This is a genomic window from Pseudomonas sp. LFS044, assembly GCF_047978245.1.
In the GTDB taxonomy this organism is placed as follows: domain Bacteria; phylum Pseudomonadota; class Gammaproteobacteria; order Pseudomonadales; family Pseudomonadaceae; genus Aquipseudomonas.
Window position 1 is genome coordinate 125934 of sequence record NZ_JBFPFX010000001.1, and the last position, 19430, is coordinate 145363.

The 19430-nt window shown below is 57.1% G+C and carries 18 protein-coding genes; 4 read left to right on the forward strand and 14 right to left on the reverse strand.

The features are described 5' to 3' along the window. The first annotated feature begins 83 nt into the window (after positions 1–83). On the forward strand, positions 84–1436 hold the full coding sequence (locus ACNQPL_RS00635; protein ID WP_416465259.1) for an OprD family porin: 1353 nt from the start codon (positions 84–86) through the stop codon (positions 1434–1436). Positions 1437–1465: 29 nt separating this feature from the next. Here ACNQPL_RS00635 and ACNQPL_RS00640 read toward each other — a convergent pair whose 3' ends face one another. Beyond that, positions 1466–2386 carry a LysR family transcriptional regulator gene (locus ACNQPL_RS00640; RefSeq protein ID WP_416465261.1) on the reverse strand — a complete coding sequence of 307 codons (921 nt, stop codon included), beginning with the start codon at positions 2384–2386 and terminating at the stop codon, positions 1466–1468. Positions 2387–2522: 136 nt separating this feature from the next. Here ACNQPL_RS00640 and ACNQPL_RS00645 point away from each other — a divergent pair, with 136 nt between their 5' ends. Next, positions 2523–3581, forward strand: coding sequence for a tartrate dehydrogenase (locus ACNQPL_RS00645; RefSeq protein WP_416465263.1), 1059 nt, complete (start codon positions 2523–2525; stop codon positions 3579–3581). A 168-nt stretch (positions 3582–3749) separates the two neighbouring features. Here the strand turns inward: ACNQPL_RS00645 and ACNQPL_RS00650 are convergent, their stop codons facing one another. The 11 genes from ACNQPL_RS00650 to ACNQPL_RS00700 form a co-directional block, all read right to left on the reverse strand. Further along, entirely contained in the window at positions 3750–4772 is a 1023-nt protein-coding gene (locus ACNQPL_RS00650; RefSeq protein WP_416465265.1) for an XdhC family protein, read from the reverse strand. Between the two features lie 12 nt (positions 4773–4784). Continuing rightward, the gene (locus ACNQPL_RS00655) at positions 4785–6131 is read right to left on the reverse strand and encodes a c-type cytochrome (protein ID WP_416465267.1); all 1347 of its coding nucleotides are present in this window, start codon (positions 6129–6131) and stop codon (positions 4785–4787) included. Positions 6132–6149: 18 nt separating this feature from the next. Continuing rightward, complete coding sequence (locus ACNQPL_RS00660; protein ID WP_416465269.1) at positions 6150–8390, reverse strand: molybdopterin cofactor-binding domain-containing protein; 2241 nt, start codon at positions 8388–8390, stop codon at positions 6150–6152. Next, on the reverse strand, positions 8390–8845 hold the full coding sequence (locus ACNQPL_RS00665; RefSeq protein ID WP_416465271.1) for a (2Fe-2S)-binding protein: 456 nt from the start codon (positions 8843–8845) through the stop codon (positions 8390–8392). Before ACNQPL_RS00665 ends, ACNQPL_RS00660 begins: the two co-directional genes overlap by 1 nt. Before the next feature lie 161 nt (positions 8846–9006). After that, positions 9007–9648 (reverse strand): NAD(P)H-binding protein, encoded by a 642-nt coding sequence (locus ACNQPL_RS00670; protein ID WP_416465273.1) that lies wholly within the window; start codon positions 9646–9648, stop codon positions 9007–9009. A gap of 123 nt (positions 9649–9771) precedes the next feature. After that, positions 9772–10113: a cyclophilin-like fold protein gene (locus ACNQPL_RS00675; protein ID WP_416465275.1), complete on the reverse strand. Its 342-nt coding sequence runs from the start codon at positions 10111–10113 to the stop codon at positions 9772–9774. Between the two features lie 253 nt (positions 10114–10366). Further along, a complete protein-coding gene (locus ACNQPL_RS00680; protein WP_416465517.1) occupies positions 10367–11560 on the reverse strand; it encodes an MFS transporter in 1194 nt (397 codons plus the stop codon). A 520-nt stretch (positions 11561–12080) separates the two neighbouring features. Then, complete coding sequence (locus tag ACNQPL_RS00685; protein ID WP_416465276.1) at positions 12081–12824, reverse strand: YkgJ family cysteine cluster protein; 744 nt, start codon at positions 12822–12824, stop codon at positions 12081–12083. An 81-nt stretch (positions 12825–12905) separates the two neighbouring features. Next, positions 12906–13727: an MBL fold metallo-hydrolase gene (locus tag ACNQPL_RS00690; RefSeq protein ID WP_416465519.1), complete on the reverse strand. Its 822-nt coding sequence runs from the start codon at positions 13725–13727 to the stop codon at positions 12906–12908. Next, the gene (locus ACNQPL_RS00695; RefSeq protein WP_416465521.1) at positions 13679–13897 is read right to left on the reverse strand and encodes a twin-arginine translocation signal domain-containing protein; all 219 of its coding nucleotides are present in this window, start codon (positions 13895–13897) and stop codon (positions 13679–13681) included. Before ACNQPL_RS00695 ends, ACNQPL_RS00690 begins: the two co-directional genes overlap by 49 nt. 199 nt (positions 13898–14096) lie before the next feature. Beyond that, positions 14097–15203, reverse strand: a complete 1107-nt coding sequence (locus ACNQPL_RS00700) for an alpha/beta hydrolase (protein ID WP_416465278.1) — start codon at positions 15201–15203, stop codon at positions 14097–14099. Positions 15204–15514: 311 nt separating this feature from the next. Between ACNQPL_RS00700 and ACNQPL_RS00705 the strand changes: the two genes are divergently transcribed. Together ACNQPL_RS00705 and ACNQPL_RS00710 are read left to right on the forward strand one after the other, a co-directional pair. After that, positions 15515–16429, forward strand: a complete 915-nt coding sequence (locus tag ACNQPL_RS00705; RefSeq protein WP_416465280.1) for a LysR family transcriptional regulator — start codon at positions 15515–15517, stop codon at positions 16427–16429. Between the two features lie 32 nt (positions 16430–16461). Continuing rightward, positions 16462–18072 (forward strand): PQQ-dependent sugar dehydrogenase, encoded by a 1611-nt coding sequence (locus ACNQPL_RS00710; RefSeq protein WP_416465282.1) that lies wholly within the window; start codon positions 16462–16464, stop codon positions 18070–18072. A gap of 139 nt (positions 18073–18211) precedes the next feature. On the opposite strand, the gene ACNQPL_RS00715 is transcribed toward ACNQPL_RS00710, so the two are convergent. Next, positions 18212–18508, reverse strand: coding sequence for a hypothetical protein (locus tag ACNQPL_RS00715; RefSeq protein WP_416465284.1), 297 nt, complete (start codon positions 18506–18508; stop codon positions 18212–18214). A 224-nt stretch (positions 18509–18732) separates the two neighbouring features. Continuing rightward, positions 18733–19407, reverse strand: a complete 675-nt coding sequence (locus ACNQPL_RS00720) for a carboxymuconolactone decarboxylase family protein (protein ID WP_416465286.1) — start codon at positions 19405–19407, stop codon at positions 18733–18735. Between the last annotated feature and the right edge of the window lie 23 nt (positions 19408–19430).

The following is a 19430-nucleotide window of genomic DNA, read 5'->3' on the forward strand; positions in this document are numbered from 1 at the left end:
TGCTGACTGAACTGCTTTCAGCAAATTCCGGAATGTCGGTCTGACATCACCCCTCAAAAAACAATAAGACGGGATGCCCTTTCATGATCAAGCCTTTCGCGCCCCTCGGCGTGCTGATTTCGCTCGCCTGTTTTCAGGCCAGCGCCGATGCTGATACCAATCGAACGCCTGACTTCCTCAGAGATACGAAAGTGTCCGCGACGCTTCGAAACTTCTATTTCAATCGCGATTTTCGGCACGGCCACTCGAGCGCGACAGGTACCAATACGTTCAAACCTGCTGCCCTACGCAGCGGTCGCTCGGAGGAGTGGGCGCAAGGCATCATGACCAATCTTGCTTCGGGTTTTACTCCTGGGGTGATTGGTGTGGGATTCGATGCGTACGGCTTTCTTGGCATTCGGCTCGATAGTGGTGGTGGACGGGCAGGCTTGAGGCTCATGCCGCTGGATGGTGAAGGTCACCCACAAACGGACTACCTCAAGACAGGCGCAGCGATCAAATTGAAGTACGAAAGTGCCGTGCTGCAGTATGGCAATCTGTTTCCCAACGTACCGGTACTGGCTGTAAACACCGCCAGGCTGTTTCCCAGCTCCGCCACCGGCTGGATGCTTAGATGGGATCGAGGAAATGTCCACGTCGACGCTGGCCACTTCTATGCTCAGGGAGGTGTTGACTCTACCAACAACGATGACCGGCTCACTCTGGATTACGGGTTGCCGATTCGGCTGAAAGCAATAAATTATGCAGGCATCAGATACAGCCCATCCCCTGAACTCAAGATATCCGGTTATGCATCGGAGCTGGAAGATGTCTGGCATCAATACTACGGAGGGATGAGCTACAGACTGCCGTTATCGACCAAGTCGACCTTAACCCTGGACGGTAATCTCTATCGCACGACTGATACTGGGCAGGCGTTGGCGGACAGCATTCGAAACACGACGTGGTCATTGGCGGTAGGATATCGGTACCTGGCCCATACCCTGACGTTCGCCTATCAAAAGGTCGACAGTAACGAACCGATGGATTGGGTTGGCTTCGGTACCCAAGGTGGAGGTGTCATGCTGGCAAACGCCGTTCAGTACTCCACCTTCACTGAAGCCAACGAGCGCTCGCTGCAATTGCGGTATGACTTGGATTTCGCCCCTTTGGGTGTACCGGGGCTGTCATTGACGACGCGTTACATTCGCGGTGACCAGATTTCCAATAGTGACAGTGATAACCACTTCTACATCAAGCGCTATTCCTATCCTGAGGGTTCCAATCCTCGACACTGGGAACGGGACGTTGAGGTCAGGTATGTCGTGCAATCCGGACCTGCTAGGAATCTGGCCGTTCGACTTCGCCAGGCTACTCACCGAGCCTCGACAGGTTATCGACACGTTGATATCGATGAGGTGCGGGTGATACTCGATTATCCGCTATCCATCCTCTGAGCGTTTCATTACCAGGTTGCCAGTATTGGTCACCTCAGAGCAGCGCTTTCAAGGTGATCGATGTGCTTGAAACGCTCTACTAGAAAGTCGATCAGCCTCCGTACACGTGCTGACATATGCAATTGCTGCGGGTACACCGCATAAACATCGGCACGTGTGGGCGTCTGGTCTTCGAGTACCAGGCGCAGACGACCACTGCGCACGTATCTAGCAATGTCCCACTCGGCGCGCAGCAGTATCCCGTAGCCGTCCAAAGCCCAATTCAACGCGACTTCACCGTCATTGCAACCAAGGGCTCCGCGAATCTTGATGTTTTGCTCGCGGCCACCATTGGTAAAGCTCCATACCCCATGAGTAGTCTCATTCTGGCGTAGGAAGATGCAGTTGTGTTTCTGTAGATCGGTCAGTCGCTGCGGCGTGCCATGTTTTTCCAGGTAGATTGGTGATGCGCACAGGAGTCGGCGATTCGAGGCAATTTTTCGGGCGTGGAGAGCTGCGTCCGGAAGAGTCCCGAAGCGAATGCTTAGATCGAACGCATGGCTTGCCAAGTCAACCGGGTGGTCACTGATCTCTAACTGGATTTCAACTTCCGGGTACAAAGCATAAAACGCCGCGAGCGCAGGGCCTATGTGACGCCTGCCAAAACCGAGTGACGCATGCACGCGGATCAGACCTTTGGGTGTGGATCGTCGGTTGCTGATGCTCTGCTCAAGCTCTTCGATCTGGGTAAGGATCCGCGCAGCTTGTGAGAAGTACAGCTCGCCGTCGGAGGTGAGGCTCATCGAACGGGTGGTGCGATTGATCAGGCGAACACCCAGTCGGGCTTCCAGTGCTGACAGGCGCTTACTGACGGCAGGAGGCGTTACTCCGAGCTCGCGTGCTGCGGCCGCGAGGCTGCCGTTACTCGCCAGCAAGTGGAAAAAAGACAGATCCAGCGTCGTTTGGCTCATTATTTCCGCCCATTCACGAATGTCGTAATTTTTTATTAATATCGAAAATTAGCTCATTGCTTATACTCGGCTTGCACCCTGTCCGGAGCGCCGGTTCGTGGAGTGTGCAGATAAATTTTAAGTGGGGTTCATGGTTATGAGTGCCTATAAGATTGCAGCCGTTCCGGGAGATGGAATTGGTGTAGAAGTCATCGCAGCTGGCGTGGAAGTACTGCAAGCACTTTCCAAACGCTCCGGGTTTAGCTTGGATTTTAAGCACTTCGACTGGAGCTCGGAGCAGTACTTGGCCACCGGACAATATATTCCAGATGGTGGGCTCGATGAATTGGCGACATTTGACGCGATCTTCTTCGGCGCGGTGGGGGCACTCAACGTTCCAGACCATATCTCGCTCTGGGGATTGCGACTGCCCATTTGCCAAGGATTCGATCAATATGCCAACGTGCGGCCGGCTCGAGTGTTGCCAGGTGTGAAAAGTCCTCTGCATAACGGTGAGCAGATTGACTGGGTCGTTGTGCGGGAAAACTCCGAAGGGGAGTACTCCGGGAACGGCGGGCGGGTTCACAAGGGGCTGCCGGAGGAGGTGGCGACCGAAGTCTCTGTCTTCACTCGCACCGGTGTTGAACGTATTCACCGATTTGCCTTCGAACTCGCTCAAAGTCGCCCGCGCAAGCATCTGACTCTGGTGACCAAATCCAACGCTCAGCGGCACGGAATGGTACTTTGGGATGAGATCTTCTTCGAAGTAGCAAAAGACTTTCCGGACGTTCGGTTCGACAAGGAACTGGTGGACGCCGTAACCACCAGAATGGTCCTTAAGCCTGGCTCGCTCGACGTCATCGTGGCGACAAATCTGCATGCTGATATTCTCTCCGACCTTGCCGCAGCGCTATCGGGAAGCCTAGGTATCGCACCTACAGCAAACCTCAACCCATCACGTAAATTTCCGTCTATGTTTGAGCCGATCCACGGTTCGGCCTTTGACATTACTGGCAAAGGGGTAGCGAACCCGATCGCAACATTCTGGACCGCTGCGCTGATGCTTGAACATCTGGGTGAGCAAAGTGCCGCGCAGGAGCTAATGACTGCCATTGAAACCGTTACAAAAAGTGGCCTGCAAACCCCGGATCTAGGTGGCAGCGCGACTACCCGACAAATCACCGATGCAGTCCTGGAAATCATCCGTGGTGGCTGAGGCTCTCTACTGATAGAGAGGGCTGGGTGGTTTATCTAGCCCTCAGCCTTTCCAAGAATCCTGTTGGCAAAAGAATGATCGAGTGTGACCCTGATAACGTTAAAGTGCCCTATAGCCTTCCACCAAGATGCGCTTGGCACGTTTACACGGCTATAGGGCAAACCTCGTTCAAATTGCCAAGCGGTCTCGAGCATGACCGCGTTTTGCCAGGGTTACGTTCATTTCCGGCGGTAACTCCACAGCATTTTTAATGGCTAGCACCTCAGCCATGACACTGACTGCGATCTCCGCAGGCGTCTTGCTACCGATGTAGATGCCAATTGGGCCGTGCAGGCGCTTTAGCGATACTGCGGTTTCGCCGAAGTGTTCGATCAGACGCTCACGACGAAGCTGGCTGTTGCGTCGTGAGCCTATCGCCCCAATGTAAAAAGCTGGGCTATGCAAAGCTTCGAGCAGGGCCAGGTCGTCTAGCTTAGGGTCGTGACTGAGGGCGACGATGCAACTGCGCAAGTCGGGGGCAAACGCTCTGACCACGTCGTCCGGCATGCCGACAGTTTTCTCCACGCCCGCGATGGTCCAACTGTCCATGTATTCCCGGCGGGGGTCGCATACAGTCACCTTGAAGCCGTTGAACAGGGCCATGGTCGCGAGGTATTCGGTCAGCGCGCCAGCACCGATTAATAGCATGCGATAGCCGGGGCCCAGCGTATTGGTCATGCTCTCGCCATCGAAGCTGAATTGCTCGGGCGTGTGGGTAGTCGTCAGCTGAACCTTCCCATTGCCGAGGTCTAGCTGGCGACGTACCAGATTGCCTGCATCCAGGCGGGGCAGCAGTTGCCCCAGGCTCGACAATGACGGGCTGAATTCGAGGATTAACTCCAGGGTACCGCCGCAAGGTAAGCCGAATCGGTGAGCTTCATCGGCACTGACACCATAGCGGACCACACGTGGTGGTCCCTCCGGGATTCCTTCACCCTGGTACGCCGTAGTGTAGCGATGGACGAGATCATCCTCGATACAGCCCCCGGACACGCTGCCAATCACTCGGCCGTCATTGCGCAGGGCCATCATCGACCCAACTGGTCTGGGTGACGATCCCCAAGTACGGGCCACGGTAGCCAACAATACTCGCTGCCCAGCCTGCAGCCAGTCGCGGGCGGTGCGCAGAACCAGTAGGTCGATACTTTCCATTGGCAGTATTCCTCAGCGCATGTGCAAGATTATCGGGCTGCTGCTGGCCGGGTCGGTATGCCCGCGCAGTTTGCCGACGGCCTGTGCATCCACCGCACCGCCCTGGTTACCCCAAGTGCTGCGGACAAAACTCAGCACATCGGCAATTTCCTGGTCAGACAGGTGTTCGCGGAATGCTGGCATGCGGTAGGCATCCGGCAGGCCGGCGGCGACGATCCTCTGCGAGCCGTTGAGGGTGATGTTGATCGCCGAAGCGCTCTCTTTGGCCAACGCTGAGGTCGCGCCGGCGAGTGGCGGCATCCATTCGGCCTGGCCCCTGCCATCGAGGCCATGGCACGAGGCGCAGCGAGTCACATAAGTGTGGGCGCCGGGGCTGCTCAGGCGCTCCCCAGCAGAAACGGCCTGGTACCGCCAGGGGGCACCGTCACGCTGTGGGTCGCCCGGCAATGATTTAAGATAATGGGCAACCGCGGCCAGGTCGTCATCGCTCATGAACTGGGTAGAGTTGTTGAAGGCTTCGGTCATCGAGCCATAGACCACTGCGTGCTTGTTACGCCCGGTCTTGAGGAAACGCGCGATCTCGGCCTCGCTCCAGCGGCCAAGACCGGTATTGTGGTCGTTGCGCAGGCTTGGCGCGTACCAGCCATCGAGCAGCGCGCCCGCCAGGAACGGCTTGCCCCCCTCATCCAGGGCTTTTTCGTTGAAGGCCAGCCCACGCGGGGTGTGGCAACTGCCGCAATGGCCGGGCCCCTGGACGATGTAGGCACCACGGTTCCATAGTGGGTTTTGCCCGTCCTTGGTGGCATACGGCGTAGTCGCGGCGTACATTCCGTTCCACAGCGCTATCGGCCAGCGCATATTCAGCGGCCAGGGTATGTCACTGGGGATGTTCGCCTGTTGCGCAGGCTGCACGCCCTTCATGAAGAAGGCATACAATGCACGCACATCGTCATCGCTGAGCTTGGCGTAGGAAGGGTAGGGCATGGCAGGGTAGAGCCGGCGCCCACCTGGCGCTATGCCGTGGCGCACGGCGCGGTCAAAGTCGGCGAGGCTGTAGTTGCCGATGCCGGTGGTAGGGTCCGGAGTGACGTTGGTGGCGTGAATTGCACCCAGTGGCGTGGCCATTGTCAGCCCGCCGGCGAAGGGCTTTCCGTCGGGCAGGCTATGGCAAGCGACACAGTCACTGAGCCTGGCCACATACTCGCCGCGGCTGACCAGCGCTGGCTCAAAGCTGACGTTCTGCTCGTTGACGAACGGGGTGGCAGGCACGCGGGTGACGTACCAAGCCAATAGGCCTGCCGCGAGCAGGCAGGGCAGTGTCAACCAGCTCGCGGTTCTTGCGAAACTACGTTGGATCATGGAGCTGTCCTTTTCCGGTCAACTGAAACTGTGGCGGCTCATTGGCAGGCTGCGCACACGCTGACCCGTGAGCTGCGCCACTGCATTGGCCACGGCGGGAGCCACAGCCGGCAGTGGCGGCTCGCCAATGCCACCCATTTTTTCGCCGCTCTCGACAATGCGTACATGTACTCGAGCCATGCGCTGGGGCGGTAATATTGGATAGAGGTCGAAGTTGCGTGCCCGAGGGGTGCCGTTAATCCACACGGCTTCCTCCAGAAGGGTCTGTGAAAGCCCTAGCGCTACCGCACCGTTGACTTGTGCTTCGACGATCGCCGGATTGACGATGCTGCCCGGATCGATCGCCTGCCAGATGTCATGCACCTTCACTTGACCATTTTCGATGGAGACTTCGGCAATAACCGCGGTGTGTGTACCGAACGGTGAGGCCATCGCCACCCCACGCGCGCGTGTGCTGCCGTCCTCGGCAGTGAACGGCCCGCGCTTCCAGCCCCCGGACAGGTCGCCCACAGCCTGCAGCAGAGTGGTCAGTCGCGGGTTTTCACGCAGCAGGTGCAGGCGCAGCTCGAAAGGGTCCTTGCCGCCCTTGTCTGCCAATTCGTCAAGGAATGCTTCATAGAAGAAGTCGTTCAGCGAATTGCCCACCGAACGCCAGTAGCCGAGCATAGCTGGGCCTTTGACATAGATCTGCGCTGTGCGTTTGTTCGGGATGGCGTACGCTTTGCCGGACAGCCCTTCGACGGCTGTGTGATCGACAGTATCGCTCTGCTTGTTGGCGACGCCTTCGACAGGCCCTTCTGTTGCACTCACCGCTTCAAGGGCGATTGGCAGACCCTTGTCATCCAATGCTGCGCGGAACCTGACTACGGCGACGGGCCGCAGCACATCGCGCAAGAACTCCTCTTCGCGACTCCAGATCAGCTTGACTGGCCGGCCGACAGCCTTGGCCAGCAAAATGGCTTGCGGGTAAGGATTGGCCGAGTCGTATAGGAAATGGCGTCCGAAGAAACCACCTAGAAGCGGCGAGTGCAGGGTTATCTGCTCGGGCGCCAGGCCGGTACGTTTGACGATGTCGTCGCGGAACATGTCTGGCGCCTGATTGGGCAGCCACACCTCCAGTGAACCATCCCGGTTGAAGCGCGCGATGGCTGACGGTGGCTCCAACTGTGCATGATTAAGGTACTGGTTGTGGTAACTAGCCTCCACAATCGTCTTGGCATTGGCGAGAACGGCAGCCACATCCCCTTGATTCTCGTCGTCGCGACCTGGACCGCGCTGGGCGGCCAGATGCTCGCGCCAGGCATCGCTGGAGAAGTCTTTGGGCATCGGCCGTACCTTGGAGTTGGGGCCTGGCTCCTGCCAGTCGACCTGAAGCGCCTCCACGGCACGTTTAGCGTCCCACCAACGTTCGGCGACCACTGCGACAGCACCTGGCAACTGATGCACCGAATGCACGCCCTTCATGGTCTTGACCTGTGCTTCGTTGCGCAGGTGACCTACAGTCATTCCCAAGCGTGGTGCATGTTGGACTGCGGCCTGGAGCATACCGTCGACTTTGATGTCGATGCTGTACTGAGCCTTGCCGGTGGATTTGTCGTAGGCATCGATGCGGCGCACTGGCTTACCGATCCAGCGGAACCGGCTTGGGTCACGCAGTTTGACACTGGCTGGATCTGGAACAGGCAGATCCATCGCCTGCTCGGCCAACTCCCCGTAGGACAGACTTCGACCGGATGCCGCGTGCAACACCTTGCCAGGTTCGGTGGACAGTTCGGTCACAGGCACGCCCCACTGGGCGGCCGCAACTTGCATCAGCATTGTCCGCGCCAGGGCGCCTAGGCGCCGCATGATCGGATAGCTCATGCGCACCGACATGCTGCCGCCAGTAACACGCATTCCATTCTCCGTGACGATGTAGGCTTCGCCGGGTGGGGCGCTGTCGACCACGAAGGTGGACGGGTCGGCGTCTAGCTCTTCACCGACGATCTGTGCCATGGCGGTGTAGGTACCTTGCCCGCCTTCCATGAAGGGGCACAGTAGGCGCACGGTACTGTCCGGGCGGATTTCCAGGAACGCTGGCACTTGCGTGCCTCGCTCGGTTGTCGCTGTGATCGCAGCCTGGACCCGAGCGGATCCCATCGGCAGGCCGAAGCCCAGTACCAGCGCACCGACGGCGGCGCCGCCAAGAAAGCGTCGACGGGACAGGTTGACGGTTTCGCCAGCGGGTAAGTGCGAAAGGTCGTAATTGGGCGTCTTCATCAGATTTTGCCCCCGCGGGCCAGATCATCCATGGCGGCATGGATGGCGTTGTAGGTGCCGCAGCGGCAGAGATTGACCATTGCCGCATCGATCTGCGCATCGCTCGGCTGCGGGGTGTGCTTGAGTAGTGCGGTAGCTGCCATCACCTGGCCGGACTGGCAGTAACCGCATTGGGCGACCTGGTGCTCGACCCAGGCGGTCACGACGCGCCTGCCCACTTCGTCGTCTTCAATGGCTTCGATGGTCGTCACTTCGCGGTCGGCAACGCCGGCCACCGGTGTGACACAGGCGCGTACCACATTGCCGTCCACCAGTACCGAGCAGGCGCCGCACTGGGCCAAGCCGCAGCCATATTTGGTACCAGTCAGGCCCAGTTCGTCACGAATCACCCACAGCAGCGGCGTGTCGGCGTCGGTCTCGACCTGATAGGTCTTCTGGTTGATTTTCAGCTCCATGGCTCACCTGTAATCAGTCGGTTGATAAATCGATCTTTTGTAAGCAAAGGGTGGGCATACAATCGCCTGTTCAGGAATGACTTCGGTTCTCCTGCACACGCATCAATTGCTTTGCTGAGGGGCTTGATCTGTCACTATCGAACCGCCAAGTCGTTCGACGATCAGCGGTATGCCGCTGGCCTATCTCCGTCGGTAGAAGGCAAGCTTATTCCCAGGTTCTCACCAACGTGGAGGTCAGGGTTGCGCACGATATCGGCTATCAAACGGCCAATACTTGAACGTGTGGTCTCTGTGCCCTTGAATTCTTCACCTTTGCGCGTCAGTTCGAAGGCATCCGTAGCCTGATCGCTCAGCCAAACCGGGCGCAGGATGGTAAATTTGAGCAAAGAATTCTCGATTTCCTCAGCTGCTTGCAGATTGGTTGGTCTGGTGTATCCCGTCATTCCTTTGTCCCATGTATTGAACGGTTCGGGTAACTCGTCGTAGATGCCACCCGCGCTGATCGCGATGATCCGTGGAGCGCCCACTTCTTCCATTACATGGACCACCGTCCGAATTTTCTCACCGAGGTCCATGCCCCCCATCGTGCAGATCACGATGTCTTGACCCTGGATAGCCTTCTTCAGCGATTCAGGATCTCGGGCGTCGCCCTCGATAATGTCGACGCATTCTCTGGCAAGGTATTTGAGACGTTCGGCCCGGCGCAGGAACAGCCCCAAATGCACGTCGTTCTGCTCAAGCAAGCGGGGAATGATTTCTCGGGAGGTATGTCCATTGGCGCCTAGCAACAACACATTTTTCATCTCGCTCATCCTTTATTTACTTGGTATCTCAGCCAGACCGTGCTGTCCCTTATCCTGATACGTCAGTGCATGAATCACCACGCAAGACTCTTCAATACGAGGTCTCCAGTGTTTCATCCGCAGCTAGTTCTTGGAGAACACTACCCGCACATCGCCACGTCCAACGGTTTGCTCTAGCCCGGCTGGATCATCTATGTGGCCCAGGGAGGTATAGGAGTAGGGGGAGTTGAAAGTCTGGTAGAAGACAACCACGGTGCGGTCCCCCCAGAGCAGAAGGTCGCCGGTATTAATCCTTCCGGGGCGGATCACCGATGTGGGCAGTGCTTGCGGCAGCTCTTTCTTCTTCTCATTGCCGTTGAGTTCCTCCATGTCCAGCGTCAGCGGCAAAAGGGAAGCGAATGCGCGCGCGGCCTCGTTGTCGGCCAAGGTGATGACGAAACGACGTTCGCCAATGGTCATCAACATACGTGATTTCTCCGAACTCACGAGCGTATCTGTTACAACCTCTGCAGGTGTATCAGGCTGCGAGGCCCCAGCCGCGTACGCGGCTGGGGCACCCCACAGTGCAAAGAAAAGCATTGCCACTGCACACTGTCGGACTCCCCTCCGGCCACCAGAAAAGGGGCGGGCTTGCAGTTCCGTCGTGCCGCGTTGAGCCGCGGCGCGGTTACAGATAGTGTCGCAATTCATAAGCGCCTCTTTGCAAAGTGCAGGCGGGCTAGGCATTTTCTTGCGCTTGCACCCGCGATGTCTTAAAGGTCAGGAGAGATGCAACCAGCAATACAATGGCACTCGCGATGAAGGTACTTTGATAGCCGTTGCTATCGAACAGCACTCCACCAATGGTGGACCCCAAAGCGATGGAAAACTGGACTACCGCGACCATCAGTCCGCCACCCGCTTCGGCATCGTTTGGCATTGTCTGCGCGATCCAGCTCCACCAACCTACCGGAGCGGACGTCGCTACCAGCCCCCACAGGCCCAGTAGAATTGCGACGGGTATCATCCAGCCTCCGAACCCAATCAGAGCTACCGCAATTACAGCCATCAGAATCGGAGCGATCATGAGGGGGCGGTAAAGGCTGCGTTCAAGAACCTGGCCGATGATTATGGTGCCAACAAAGCCTGCTATTCCGATCACCAGCAAAACCAGTGACAGCGTGGACACGTTGACCTTGGTCACCGTTTCAAGGAATGGACGCAAGTAGGTGAACAGTGCGAACTGTCCCATGAAGAATGCTCCGCATCCTGCCATGCCGTAGGCGACAGTGCGGCTTTTGAGCACTTTGAATACGTTGCCAGTACCAGATGCCCGGGCCTCTGGCTTCAGAGAAGGCAACGCGCGCCATTGCCAAACCAATGTAATCACGGCCACGGGGACCAAGGCGAAGAACGCCCCTCGCCAACCGATGATGCTGCCTAGATAGCTTCCCAGCGGAGCAGCAATCACGGTTGCCAGTGCATTGCCGCCGTTGAATATGGCCAGGGCTCTGGGTACTTGGTTGGGAGGTACCAATCGAATCGCCATGGCTGCCGACATCGACCAAAAACCACCGATTACGACGCCAATGAGTGCGCGACCTACCATGTATGTTACGTAGTTAGGTGCCAATGCCACGATGCAGCCAGACACACCCATTAACACTGTCAACAGCAGAAGCAGCTTTTTGCGATCCATATCTCCGGCCAGGGCCGAAATCGACAGGCTGGTCAGCACTGCGAAAGCGCCGGAGATTGCGATGCCTTGTCCAGCCATTCCTTCTGTGATTCGAAGATCGCCAGCGATAGGAGTCAGCAAGCTGACGGGCATGAATTCGGAGGCGACGAGTGCGAACACGCAGAGTGACATCGCAAATACACCGCTCCAGAAGGCGGGTTTTTCGCCATCAACCGCTTCGATTGACGCTTGCATAGGTATGTCTGAGCTACTGGAAGTCATGGGGTTTCTTTGATTTTTCCTGTTTCGAAAGCGTAATAGAGCATGCAAATCTGCTGAAGAAGGGCATGGCGAATTGAAGTGACCCAGGCAGCAGTGAGGCCTTGAGAGTGCATCGTTGTGTTCATGAGTGGCAGCAACGTAGCGAGCCCCAGAGCACTGATCGACCTAACCCCTAGGTGGGGTGACTTTTTGTCATGTGATCGTCTTGGCAGTGATACCTCTGCCTCGGTTGTACGTTGTACTAAGGCTCGTATAAGCCCTGGGTCTATTTTCCCCTGGCAAACAGATTGGAACTAGCTAACTAATGCTTAAAGAGCCTATTAGCCAGGCTAATCAAACGGGGCTTGTATGGGGGGCTGAGAAAAGTAGCTTACGAGCGTGCAGAGCGTATCTACTGCAGTGTTTGGATACGAGGGCAGTAACCGAGGATTGATACGTGCTGGATCTTCCTCGGGTTGAATGTCTGAGTTGTGTTGATTCTGGCGCTTCAAATTTACAGCTGATGGAAAATGAAGTCTGTGCTGGCACCCCCTTCCAGGGCGTAAGAACGACGCTCGAGCGCTTCCAGCAGATCTTCATCTTCTGCTTTGATACGCCATGTAGACTGCGACGAATCCCTGGCCTCGAGGCTCTCAAGGGCGACCAGCATTGCCTCACTCGTGGGCATGTGGATGGTGAGTCCGTTACCTTTCCACGCTGCGACTGTCAGTCCCATCGCCTCGCATAATTGAATCTTCCGTTGAGCATCGTCTCGATCTGCCTGACGAGATTGCAAGATCTGATTTGTGAGTTCGCGATCAGAGCCCAGCAGGGCTCCTTGATCCCAGCTTTCAGGAGGGCAATCTTTTGAGGATGGTGACAGAGCAATGAATGGGTTGATCTCCATTGGGTAAATCCGGCAGACCAGAGGCCGCTCGGCATAGATGGAGCAGAGATCATCCTCCCCGAGATTGGGACATTGAGGGATGACATTGGCCGCGAAGATTGCGATCACTTGCAGTGAGGCAGATCCGCATGTGACCGGCGCTGATCGCAATGTGTTGTAGTCGAATTCAGGTGCCCCTTGGGGCCACGCTGTCTCGTCGAATGCCTCCAGCAACACGGCAACGGAATGGCCACGACGGAGCCAAGCATGCGTTTCGTTTAGGGTCAGAGGCACAAACCGACCGCGACAACAGGCGCCGCATCCCACGCAAGCGAAGCGGGTGTCGTTAGTCTCATTGTTAGATTGGATCACTAGGTAAACTCCGAACAAGCTGTTCCTCAGCCGGAAATAGACGGCTTGGGGATTGCTTCGGGATGGTAAGAGCGCTTGCCTTCACTTCCTTGGCTCGAGCGCGACATCCGACCGTACTAGGCCTTCCCACCAAGGTGTAAAAGTCTGTGTGCGGCCATCCAGGTAAGCTGGCTGGCCGATCTCTGGTGTCCAAAGCGCGTAGGTGCGGCCCTGGCTGGCAGCCGTGATGCGTTTGAACGGGTCGTTCCAATCATGCGGAGAAAGCGAAAAACGGCCGGTATGCGCGGGTATCAGTACCTTCGCTCCCAAGTCTTCGGCCGCCTGTGCCGCCTGCTCTGGATTCATGTGGACGTTGGCCCAGCGTGCATCGTATTGACCCATGTCGAGAGCCACCCAGTCGAATGGGCCAAGCCGTTGGCCGATCTCGGAAAAATGTGGTCCGTAACCTGAGTCGCCGCTGAAGAAAAACCGGTGCTTGGGGGTAACTAGCGCATAACCGGCCCATAGGGATTGGTCGCGAGTGAGCGTACGACCCGAAAAATGACGCGCCGGGGTGATGTGTATCTGTACCTGTGGAGTTAGCGCGACGACCTCGTTCCAGTCGGCCTCGCGGACGTTGCCCTGGTCATACCCCCAAGCCTCGAAATGCGCGCCTACCCCAAGCCCCACGATCACATGACGGACTTTGGGGCGTAGGGCAACGATGGTCGGGTAGTCCAGATGATCGTAGTGGTCGTGGCTGATCAGCAGGGCATCGATCTGCGGCATGTCCTGTGCGCTATAAAGGCTAGTGCCATCGAACGCGCGGACGGCGCCAGGCACCGGTGCGGCGTTGGTGCTGAAGACCGGGTCGATCAGGATGCGTTGACCGTCCAGTTGTATGAAAAAGGAGGAGTGCCCCAGCCACCTAGTGGCACGGTCTTCATGAGGGTCCTCATAGGAGTCGTGGAGTGGGTTTGAGTAGGCACGCTTACGCCGCCAGATGCCTGGCTGGCAAGCGTGGCGGTGCTGCCCAGGGCGAGCCCTGCGCTGGCTACCGCAAGCCCGGAGAGAAAGTCGCGTCGAGTTGTCATTGCAAACCTCCTTGTTCAATTGGCAACTTGCTGTGCTTGCCAAGGTAGGTTGGTGGGTCCGACCTTGAATACATCGAAGCGAACATTGCTCTCGCAAGCAGCAGGGGGCGCTATTCGCGTAATGCTTTCGGCGCAGTGCAATGAACTTCGGTCTATCCATGGTCGAACGCGCACCGTCATGGCGTGGAGCTTTGAATCCTTAGGCCAGATGCTGCTTGAAGAACGAGGTCAGCTTGTCAAAGGGGATCACATCTGCACGGTCATACAGATCGGTGTGATTGGCGCCCGGGATGATGACGAGCTCCTTGGGTTGAGCGGCTGCCGCATAAGCGGTTTCACTGAAGTAGCGTGAGTGGGCCTTTTCCCCGTGAATGAACAGCACCGGGCGTGGCGAGATTTCCTTGATGTAGGTCAGTATCGGCATGTTCATGAACGAGATGGGGGTCGTGATCGTCCAAGCATTGCCGGAATTGACCGAGCGTTGATGGAAGCCGCGCTTCGTCATGTAGTAATCGTGGTAGTCCACCGCGAACTGCGGTTCGCCACCCTTGAGTTCGTTGTAGGGTGGCTGGTAGGCCGGAGCGCCTTTTTCGGCATCCACCCAGCGCTGGCGGCTCAACTGCTCTAAGGTCTGAGTACGCTGATCAAGGGTTACGCTGTCGTTGTAGCCCTTGGACATAACGCGAGTCATGTCGTACATGGTGCTGGCAACAACCGCCTTGACGCGCTTGTCCGCAGCGACGGCATTCAGAACCATTCCGCCCCAGCCGCATATTCCGATGACGCCAATGCGATCGCGATCAACTGCCGCTAGCAGACCTAGGTAATCAACAGCGGCACTGACATCTTCTGTATTGATGTCTGGCGATGCGACATTACGCGGTTCGCCGCCGCTTTCGCCGGTGTAGGACGGATCGAATGCCAAAGTGATGAAGCCGCGTTCCGCCATGGTCTGTGCGTAGAGGCCGGACGACTGCTCCTTCACCGCCCCGAATGGGCCGCAAACAACTATCCCCGCCAGCTTTTCATTGGCATTTTTTGGTCGATAAAGGTCAGCAGCCAAGGTGATGCCGTAGCGATTCTTGAACGTTACTTTCGTGTGGTCGACTTTGCTGCTTTTTGCGAATGTCTTGTCCCACTTGTCGGTCAGGTTCAGCTGTGATTGGGCGGCGACCGCATCGGCCGCAATGCTGCCTACGCTCAATACCGCGATTCCAGTGCCGGTCATCTTCAACATGTTTCGACGGCTAACGTCCGTGCTGTCCAAGAAGGCGGTTGAATTGCCAGTTTCGCTGGTCTCAGTCATTGGAAATTTCCTCTCCTGTTCGCCTGTAATGATTAGGCTTGATTGGGATGAAAAAGTCGCTCACTGCTGGTGCAGGCACGCATATTTTAGATTGCGTTGGTGGCCTGGAGTGGCGTTGCGGCGCCCTTCCTCCAGTGTGCGGGGTGGGGGCGCTGCCCTTGTTTACGTAAAGTGGCTGACTTGTCGCGGACTGAATCGTTTGTGCAATTAGTGGCCTTCATTCTCGCGTGCTCACCAAGTCGCGACTAGCTAACTAATGCTTAAAGGGTCTATAAGTGGTGCTAATGAGATTGTCGTGAGAGACTAGGCACATGATTAAGCGCAACCTCAATGATCTTCTCTCCTTTGTCACCGTCGCCCGTGAAGGAAGCTTCACGCGGGCGGCTGCGTTGCTGGGCGTGACACAATCGGCTTTGAGTCAGGCCATCAGCGGCCTTGAGGCCCGTTTGGAGATACGCCTGCTGACCCGCACCACGCGTAGCGTTTCCCCTACAGTTGCTGGCGAACGCCTGTTACAGGCGATCGGGCATCGTTTCGAGGAGATTGAGGCAGAGCTTGAGGTGTTGACAGAGCTGCGCGATAAGCCCGCAGGCATAGTGCGAATAACCTGTGGGGACCATGTACTGAAGACTACGCTGCTGCCAAAAGTCGCGCCTTTGCTCCATAAATATCCAGATGTCCAGGTTGAGTTCGACGTTAGCTACGGGTTCAGGGACATCGTGGCTGACCGCTTCGATGCCGGCGTACGCTTGGGCGACACCATCGACAAAGACATGATTGCAGTACCGATCGGTCCCAAGTTGCGCATGGCGGCAGTCGCTGCACCGAGTTACTTTGCCAAAAATCCAAAGCCTAAGCGGCCGCAAGACCTGACAACGCACAGCTGTATCAACCTGCGCTTTCCCACGCACGGTGGCCTTTATGTCTGGGAGTTCGGCCGCAAAGGGAAGGAGCTCAATGTCCGCGTCGAGGGACAGGTCACGCTCAATAGTACCCCGCATATCGTACAAGCTGCGCTGGAGGGCTTGGGTATTGCCTTCCTCCCTGAGCAAGAGTTTGCGCCCCATATCGATGAAGGTCGGCTCATCCGAGTGTTGGATGATTGGTGTGCACCGTTTGAGGGTTATTACCTCTATTATCCGAGTCGGCGTCAGCCTTCACCCGCTTTCTCTTTGGTCCTTGATGCGCTGCGCTCGAAGGATGCATCAGGAAAGAGACGTCGCTAGCGCTGGCGCTTAAACGAACGCGAAGGAGCCAGATGATTTCCTCTATTCGACACATCGCTGCTTTTCTTGCCGCGGCTGTGGCCACTGGTGCCTTCGCAAGCATCGTCCAGACCCAGATAGTGTTTGGCCACCTCGTCGAACTCGGCGCCCCGGTAACCACCTCGGTCAGGGTGTGGACTACGCTAGAAGACTTGGCGAGATTCGGTCCTGTAATGTTCGGCATCGCCGTCGCTGCGCTGTTCCCTGCGGTTTTGGTCGGGCATTTGTTAATAGGGGGCTCGCGGTCAACCTGGCGCATGATGGTTTTTGCGACGCTGTCCGTTATATGCCTATGGGTTTTGCTCTGGCTGATGCGCTCGGTGATCCCCATGCCCGCGATACCGGGAAGCCGGGAGCTTCTCGGCCATTCGTTGATGTCGTTGACCGCAATCGTTGCTGGGCTTGTGTATGCCCGAATGACTTCGCCTGTACATTTGTCGCGTGTCGGTGAGTGGCGGCATACCGGGCGCTATGCCATGGCAGCGGCACTGCTCGTAATTGCTCCCTTAGTGAGCTTTTTCATCATGGCGCCTGGGCCAGGTGGTAAACCCGCAGCCGTAGACCCTGGCAGCTATGTGGTCCAAACTGTGATTACAGGGTTAAACCGGCCATGGTCCGTGGCATCTCTGCCCGACGGCCGAGCGCTCGTCACGGAGATGAGCGGACGTTTACTGATTGTCGCTGTCGATGGTACGTCCTCACAGGTCGAGCTCAATGGTTTACCACCAATCTTTCAGCAAGGCGGCGTCACTGGGTTGATGGACGTGGTTCTGGATCCGCAGTTCGAGCAGAACGGTTGGCTCTACCTGACGATGGGCTACGGCGATGCTGATGCGAATGGAACACGCCTGTTGCGGGCCAGACTGGTAGGCGACCGGATCGAGGATGTTCGTGTGCTGTTCAGTTCGACGTTGAAGGCGCGTGCGGGCAACAACGGGGGGCGTATAGCATTTCTTGGTGACGGCACGCTGGTGCTTTCGCTGGGCGACGGCAGTGTTCGGCGTGAGGAGGCGCAAAACCTCGCTAACCATTTAGGCAAAGTGGTCCGGCTGGACCGCCAGGGCAGGCCGCCCGCGGACAACCCGTTTGTTGATCAAGCCGGTGCTGCTCCAGAGATCTATAGCGTCGGGCATCGCAACGCCCAAGGTATTGCTGTCGACCCAACAACCGGTGACTTGCTGATCACTGAGCACGGTGCTCGCGGCGGCGATGAAATCAACCAAATCTTGCCGGGTGGGAACTACGGTTGGCCAATTGTCACTGGAGGCATCGATTATCCCTTCGCGCAAATCACCCCATTCCGCAGATTGCGCGGATATCAGGATGCAATTCTGGAGTGGATTCCATCGATAGCGCCTGCTGGTCTGGCAATCTACGACGGCCCGATGTTTCCGGAGTGGCGTGGGGATCTCCTGGTACCGGCGCTTAAAGAGCGTGCGGTGCGCCGTGTTTTGCGTGATGGACGCCGCGTCGTAGGGCAGCAGTTGCTACTGGGCGATTTGAACGAGCGAATCCGAGATGTCAAAGTCGCTTCTGATGGTGCGGTCTACGTGCTCACCGATGGGCAAAATGCCAAACTTCTGCGTATTTCGGCTCCGCTGTGAAAATATCGCCCCGAATTTATGCTTGCGTAAACACATTCAAGGCGAAGAGCGATCAGTTCAGCAGGGAAAACACACTGAAGCATCGAGTAAAAAAAGCCCGCGCATGCGGGCTAGGAGCAATCCGCTCAGTCAAGCGCAGCTATGAAGCAGCAAACCAAACCGGGTGGCTTTTCATCATCCAGACGGCCATGGCTGCTAGCACAAATGCCAGTGCGAAAAGCACATAGAGTTCGGCTGACTTCCAGTTGGCGTCGATGAGCCGACCCGCGACAAGCGGAGAAATGATCGCGCCCACCCGCCCAATCCCGATGCCCCACCCAAGCGCGGTCACACGCTGCTCCGTGGAGTACAGGCTTGGCGTCAGGGCATACACATCATCGGAGATAGACAGCGAAGATGCTTGCCGACATACGGTATCGCTGACGAAGCGGGGCATAGCACTGCACGATCGCGTGCTCGTTATCGCGCTTGAGAGAGAACAATTGCTGATAGCTGATTTGAAGAGCGAGGAAGTCGAGCTCCTGATCAGCATGCTTCATCGCATGAGCGCGCAGTTGGAAGCCGTAAATGCTGTTGAGCCCAGCCAGTAGGAGGGCGTGGGTGCTGACTAAGCTCTTTACAACGGCATTTCGCTGCGCGTGGCAGTAAGGAAGAAGGGGGCTAAGCCGGATTGATATTTTGAAGGTGTTGCTCTAAAGCCTTTCTTGCGCGATCACCCATAGCTGCATCAGCGTGTTCAGTGAGGAGCTGGCACAACTGCCGCAGTTGTGAAACGGTGATTCCGGTATTTGTGCTTATCTTCATGTGGGCCTGCAATTGTGGTTCCACTCCACCTAGTGCGGACAACATGCCCAAGGTTGCCAGTTCCCGGGTTTGCCAGTCCACGTTGTCCCGCTCGAAGATGTCACCGAAGAGGTGGGTGCGTAAAAACTGATTGGCAATCGGGGCAAAGTCAAATAGAGGCCCCTCGACCGGAGAACCCGACAGTTTGGTCTGATTGGCTGTGCCGGCGGCTAGCAGGGCGTCGCCTTGGGGAATCGAACGGCTAGGGGCTCTACCCATAGTGTCGTTGATTCCGCGCTGTTTGCGTGATTCCTGGACGTTCATCAGTGCCGTCAGTGCGTTGAGCGACCGAGGGAAGCCGGCGTAGGCGTAAAGCTGGATGAGCACTTCGCGGAGTTCGCTGACCGTCAGTCCAACATCTAACGCCTGGTTCAATGCATCATTAAGGCGCGGCATATCACCCACGGCGGCAAACGCAGCCAACACGACAACGGCTTGTTGCTGTAGGCTAAGTTTCGTGGAGTTGGTTTGATAGGTGTTGGGGTCGCTCATCGAATTCAGCTCTCCGATAGGGT

Excerpts from the sequence above, each read along its gene's own strand:
- ACNQPL_RS00635 (WP_416465259.1), top strand. The coding sequence starts at position 84 with ATGATCAAGCCTTTCGCGCCCCTCGGCGTGCTGATTTCGCTCGCCTGT.
- ACNQPL_RS00640 (WP_416465261.1), bottom strand. The coding sequence starts at position 2,386 with ATGAGCCAAACGACGCTGGATCTGTCTTTTTTCCACTTGCTGGCGAGT.
- ACNQPL_RS00645 (WP_416465263.1), top strand. The coding sequence starts at position 2,523 with ATGAGTGCCTATAAGATTGCAGCCGTTCCGGGAGATGGAATTGGTGTA.
- ACNQPL_RS00650 (WP_416465265.1), bottom strand. The coding sequence starts at position 4,772 with ATGGAAAGTATCGACCTACTGGTTCTGCGCACCGCCCGCGACTGGCTG.
- ACNQPL_RS00655 (WP_416465267.1), bottom strand. The coding sequence starts at position 6,131 with ATGATCCAACGTAGTTTCGCAAGAACCGCGAGCTGGTTGACACTGCCC.
- ACNQPL_RS00660 (WP_416465269.1), bottom strand. The coding sequence starts at position 8,390 with ATGAAGACGCCCAATTACGACCTTTCGCACTTACCCGCTGGCGAAACC.
- ACNQPL_RS00665 (WP_416465271.1), bottom strand. The coding sequence starts at position 8,845 with ATGGAGCTGAAAATCAACCAGAAGACCTATCAGGTCGAGACCGACGCC.
- ACNQPL_RS00670 (WP_416465273.1), bottom strand. The coding sequence starts at position 9,648 with ATGAAAAATGTGTTGTTGCTAGGCGCCAATGGACATACCTCCCGAGAA.
- ACNQPL_RS00675 (WP_416465275.1), bottom strand. The coding sequence starts at position 10,113 with ATGTTGATGACCATTGGCGAACGTCGTTTCGTCATCACCTTGGCCGAC.
- ACNQPL_RS00680 (WP_416465517.1), bottom strand. The coding sequence starts at position 11,560 with ATGCAAGCGTCAATCGAAGCGGTTGATGGCGAAAAACCCGCCTTCTGG.
- ACNQPL_RS00695 (WP_416465521.1), bottom strand. The coding sequence starts at position 13,897 with ATGACAACTCGACGCGACTTTCTCTCCGGGCTTGCGGTAGCCAGCGCA.
- ACNQPL_RS00700 (WP_416465278.1), bottom strand. The coding sequence starts at position 15,203 with ATGACTGAGACCAGCGAAACTGGCAATTCAACCGCCTTCTTGGACAGC.
- ACNQPL_RS00705 (WP_416465280.1), top strand. The coding sequence starts at position 15,515 with ATGATTAAGCGCAACCTCAATGATCTTCTCTCCTTTGTCACCGTCGCC.
- ACNQPL_RS00710 (WP_416465282.1), top strand. The coding sequence starts at position 16,462 with ATGATTTCCTCTATTCGACACATCGCTGCTTTTCTTGCCGCGGCTGTG.
- ACNQPL_RS00715 (WP_416465284.1), bottom strand. The coding sequence starts at position 18,508 with ATGCCCCGCTTCGTCAGCGATACCGTATGTCGGCAAGCATCTTCGCTG.
- ACNQPL_RS00720 (WP_416465286.1), bottom strand. The coding sequence starts at position 19,407 with ATGAGCGACCCCAACACCTATCAAACCAACTCCACGAAACTTAGCCTA.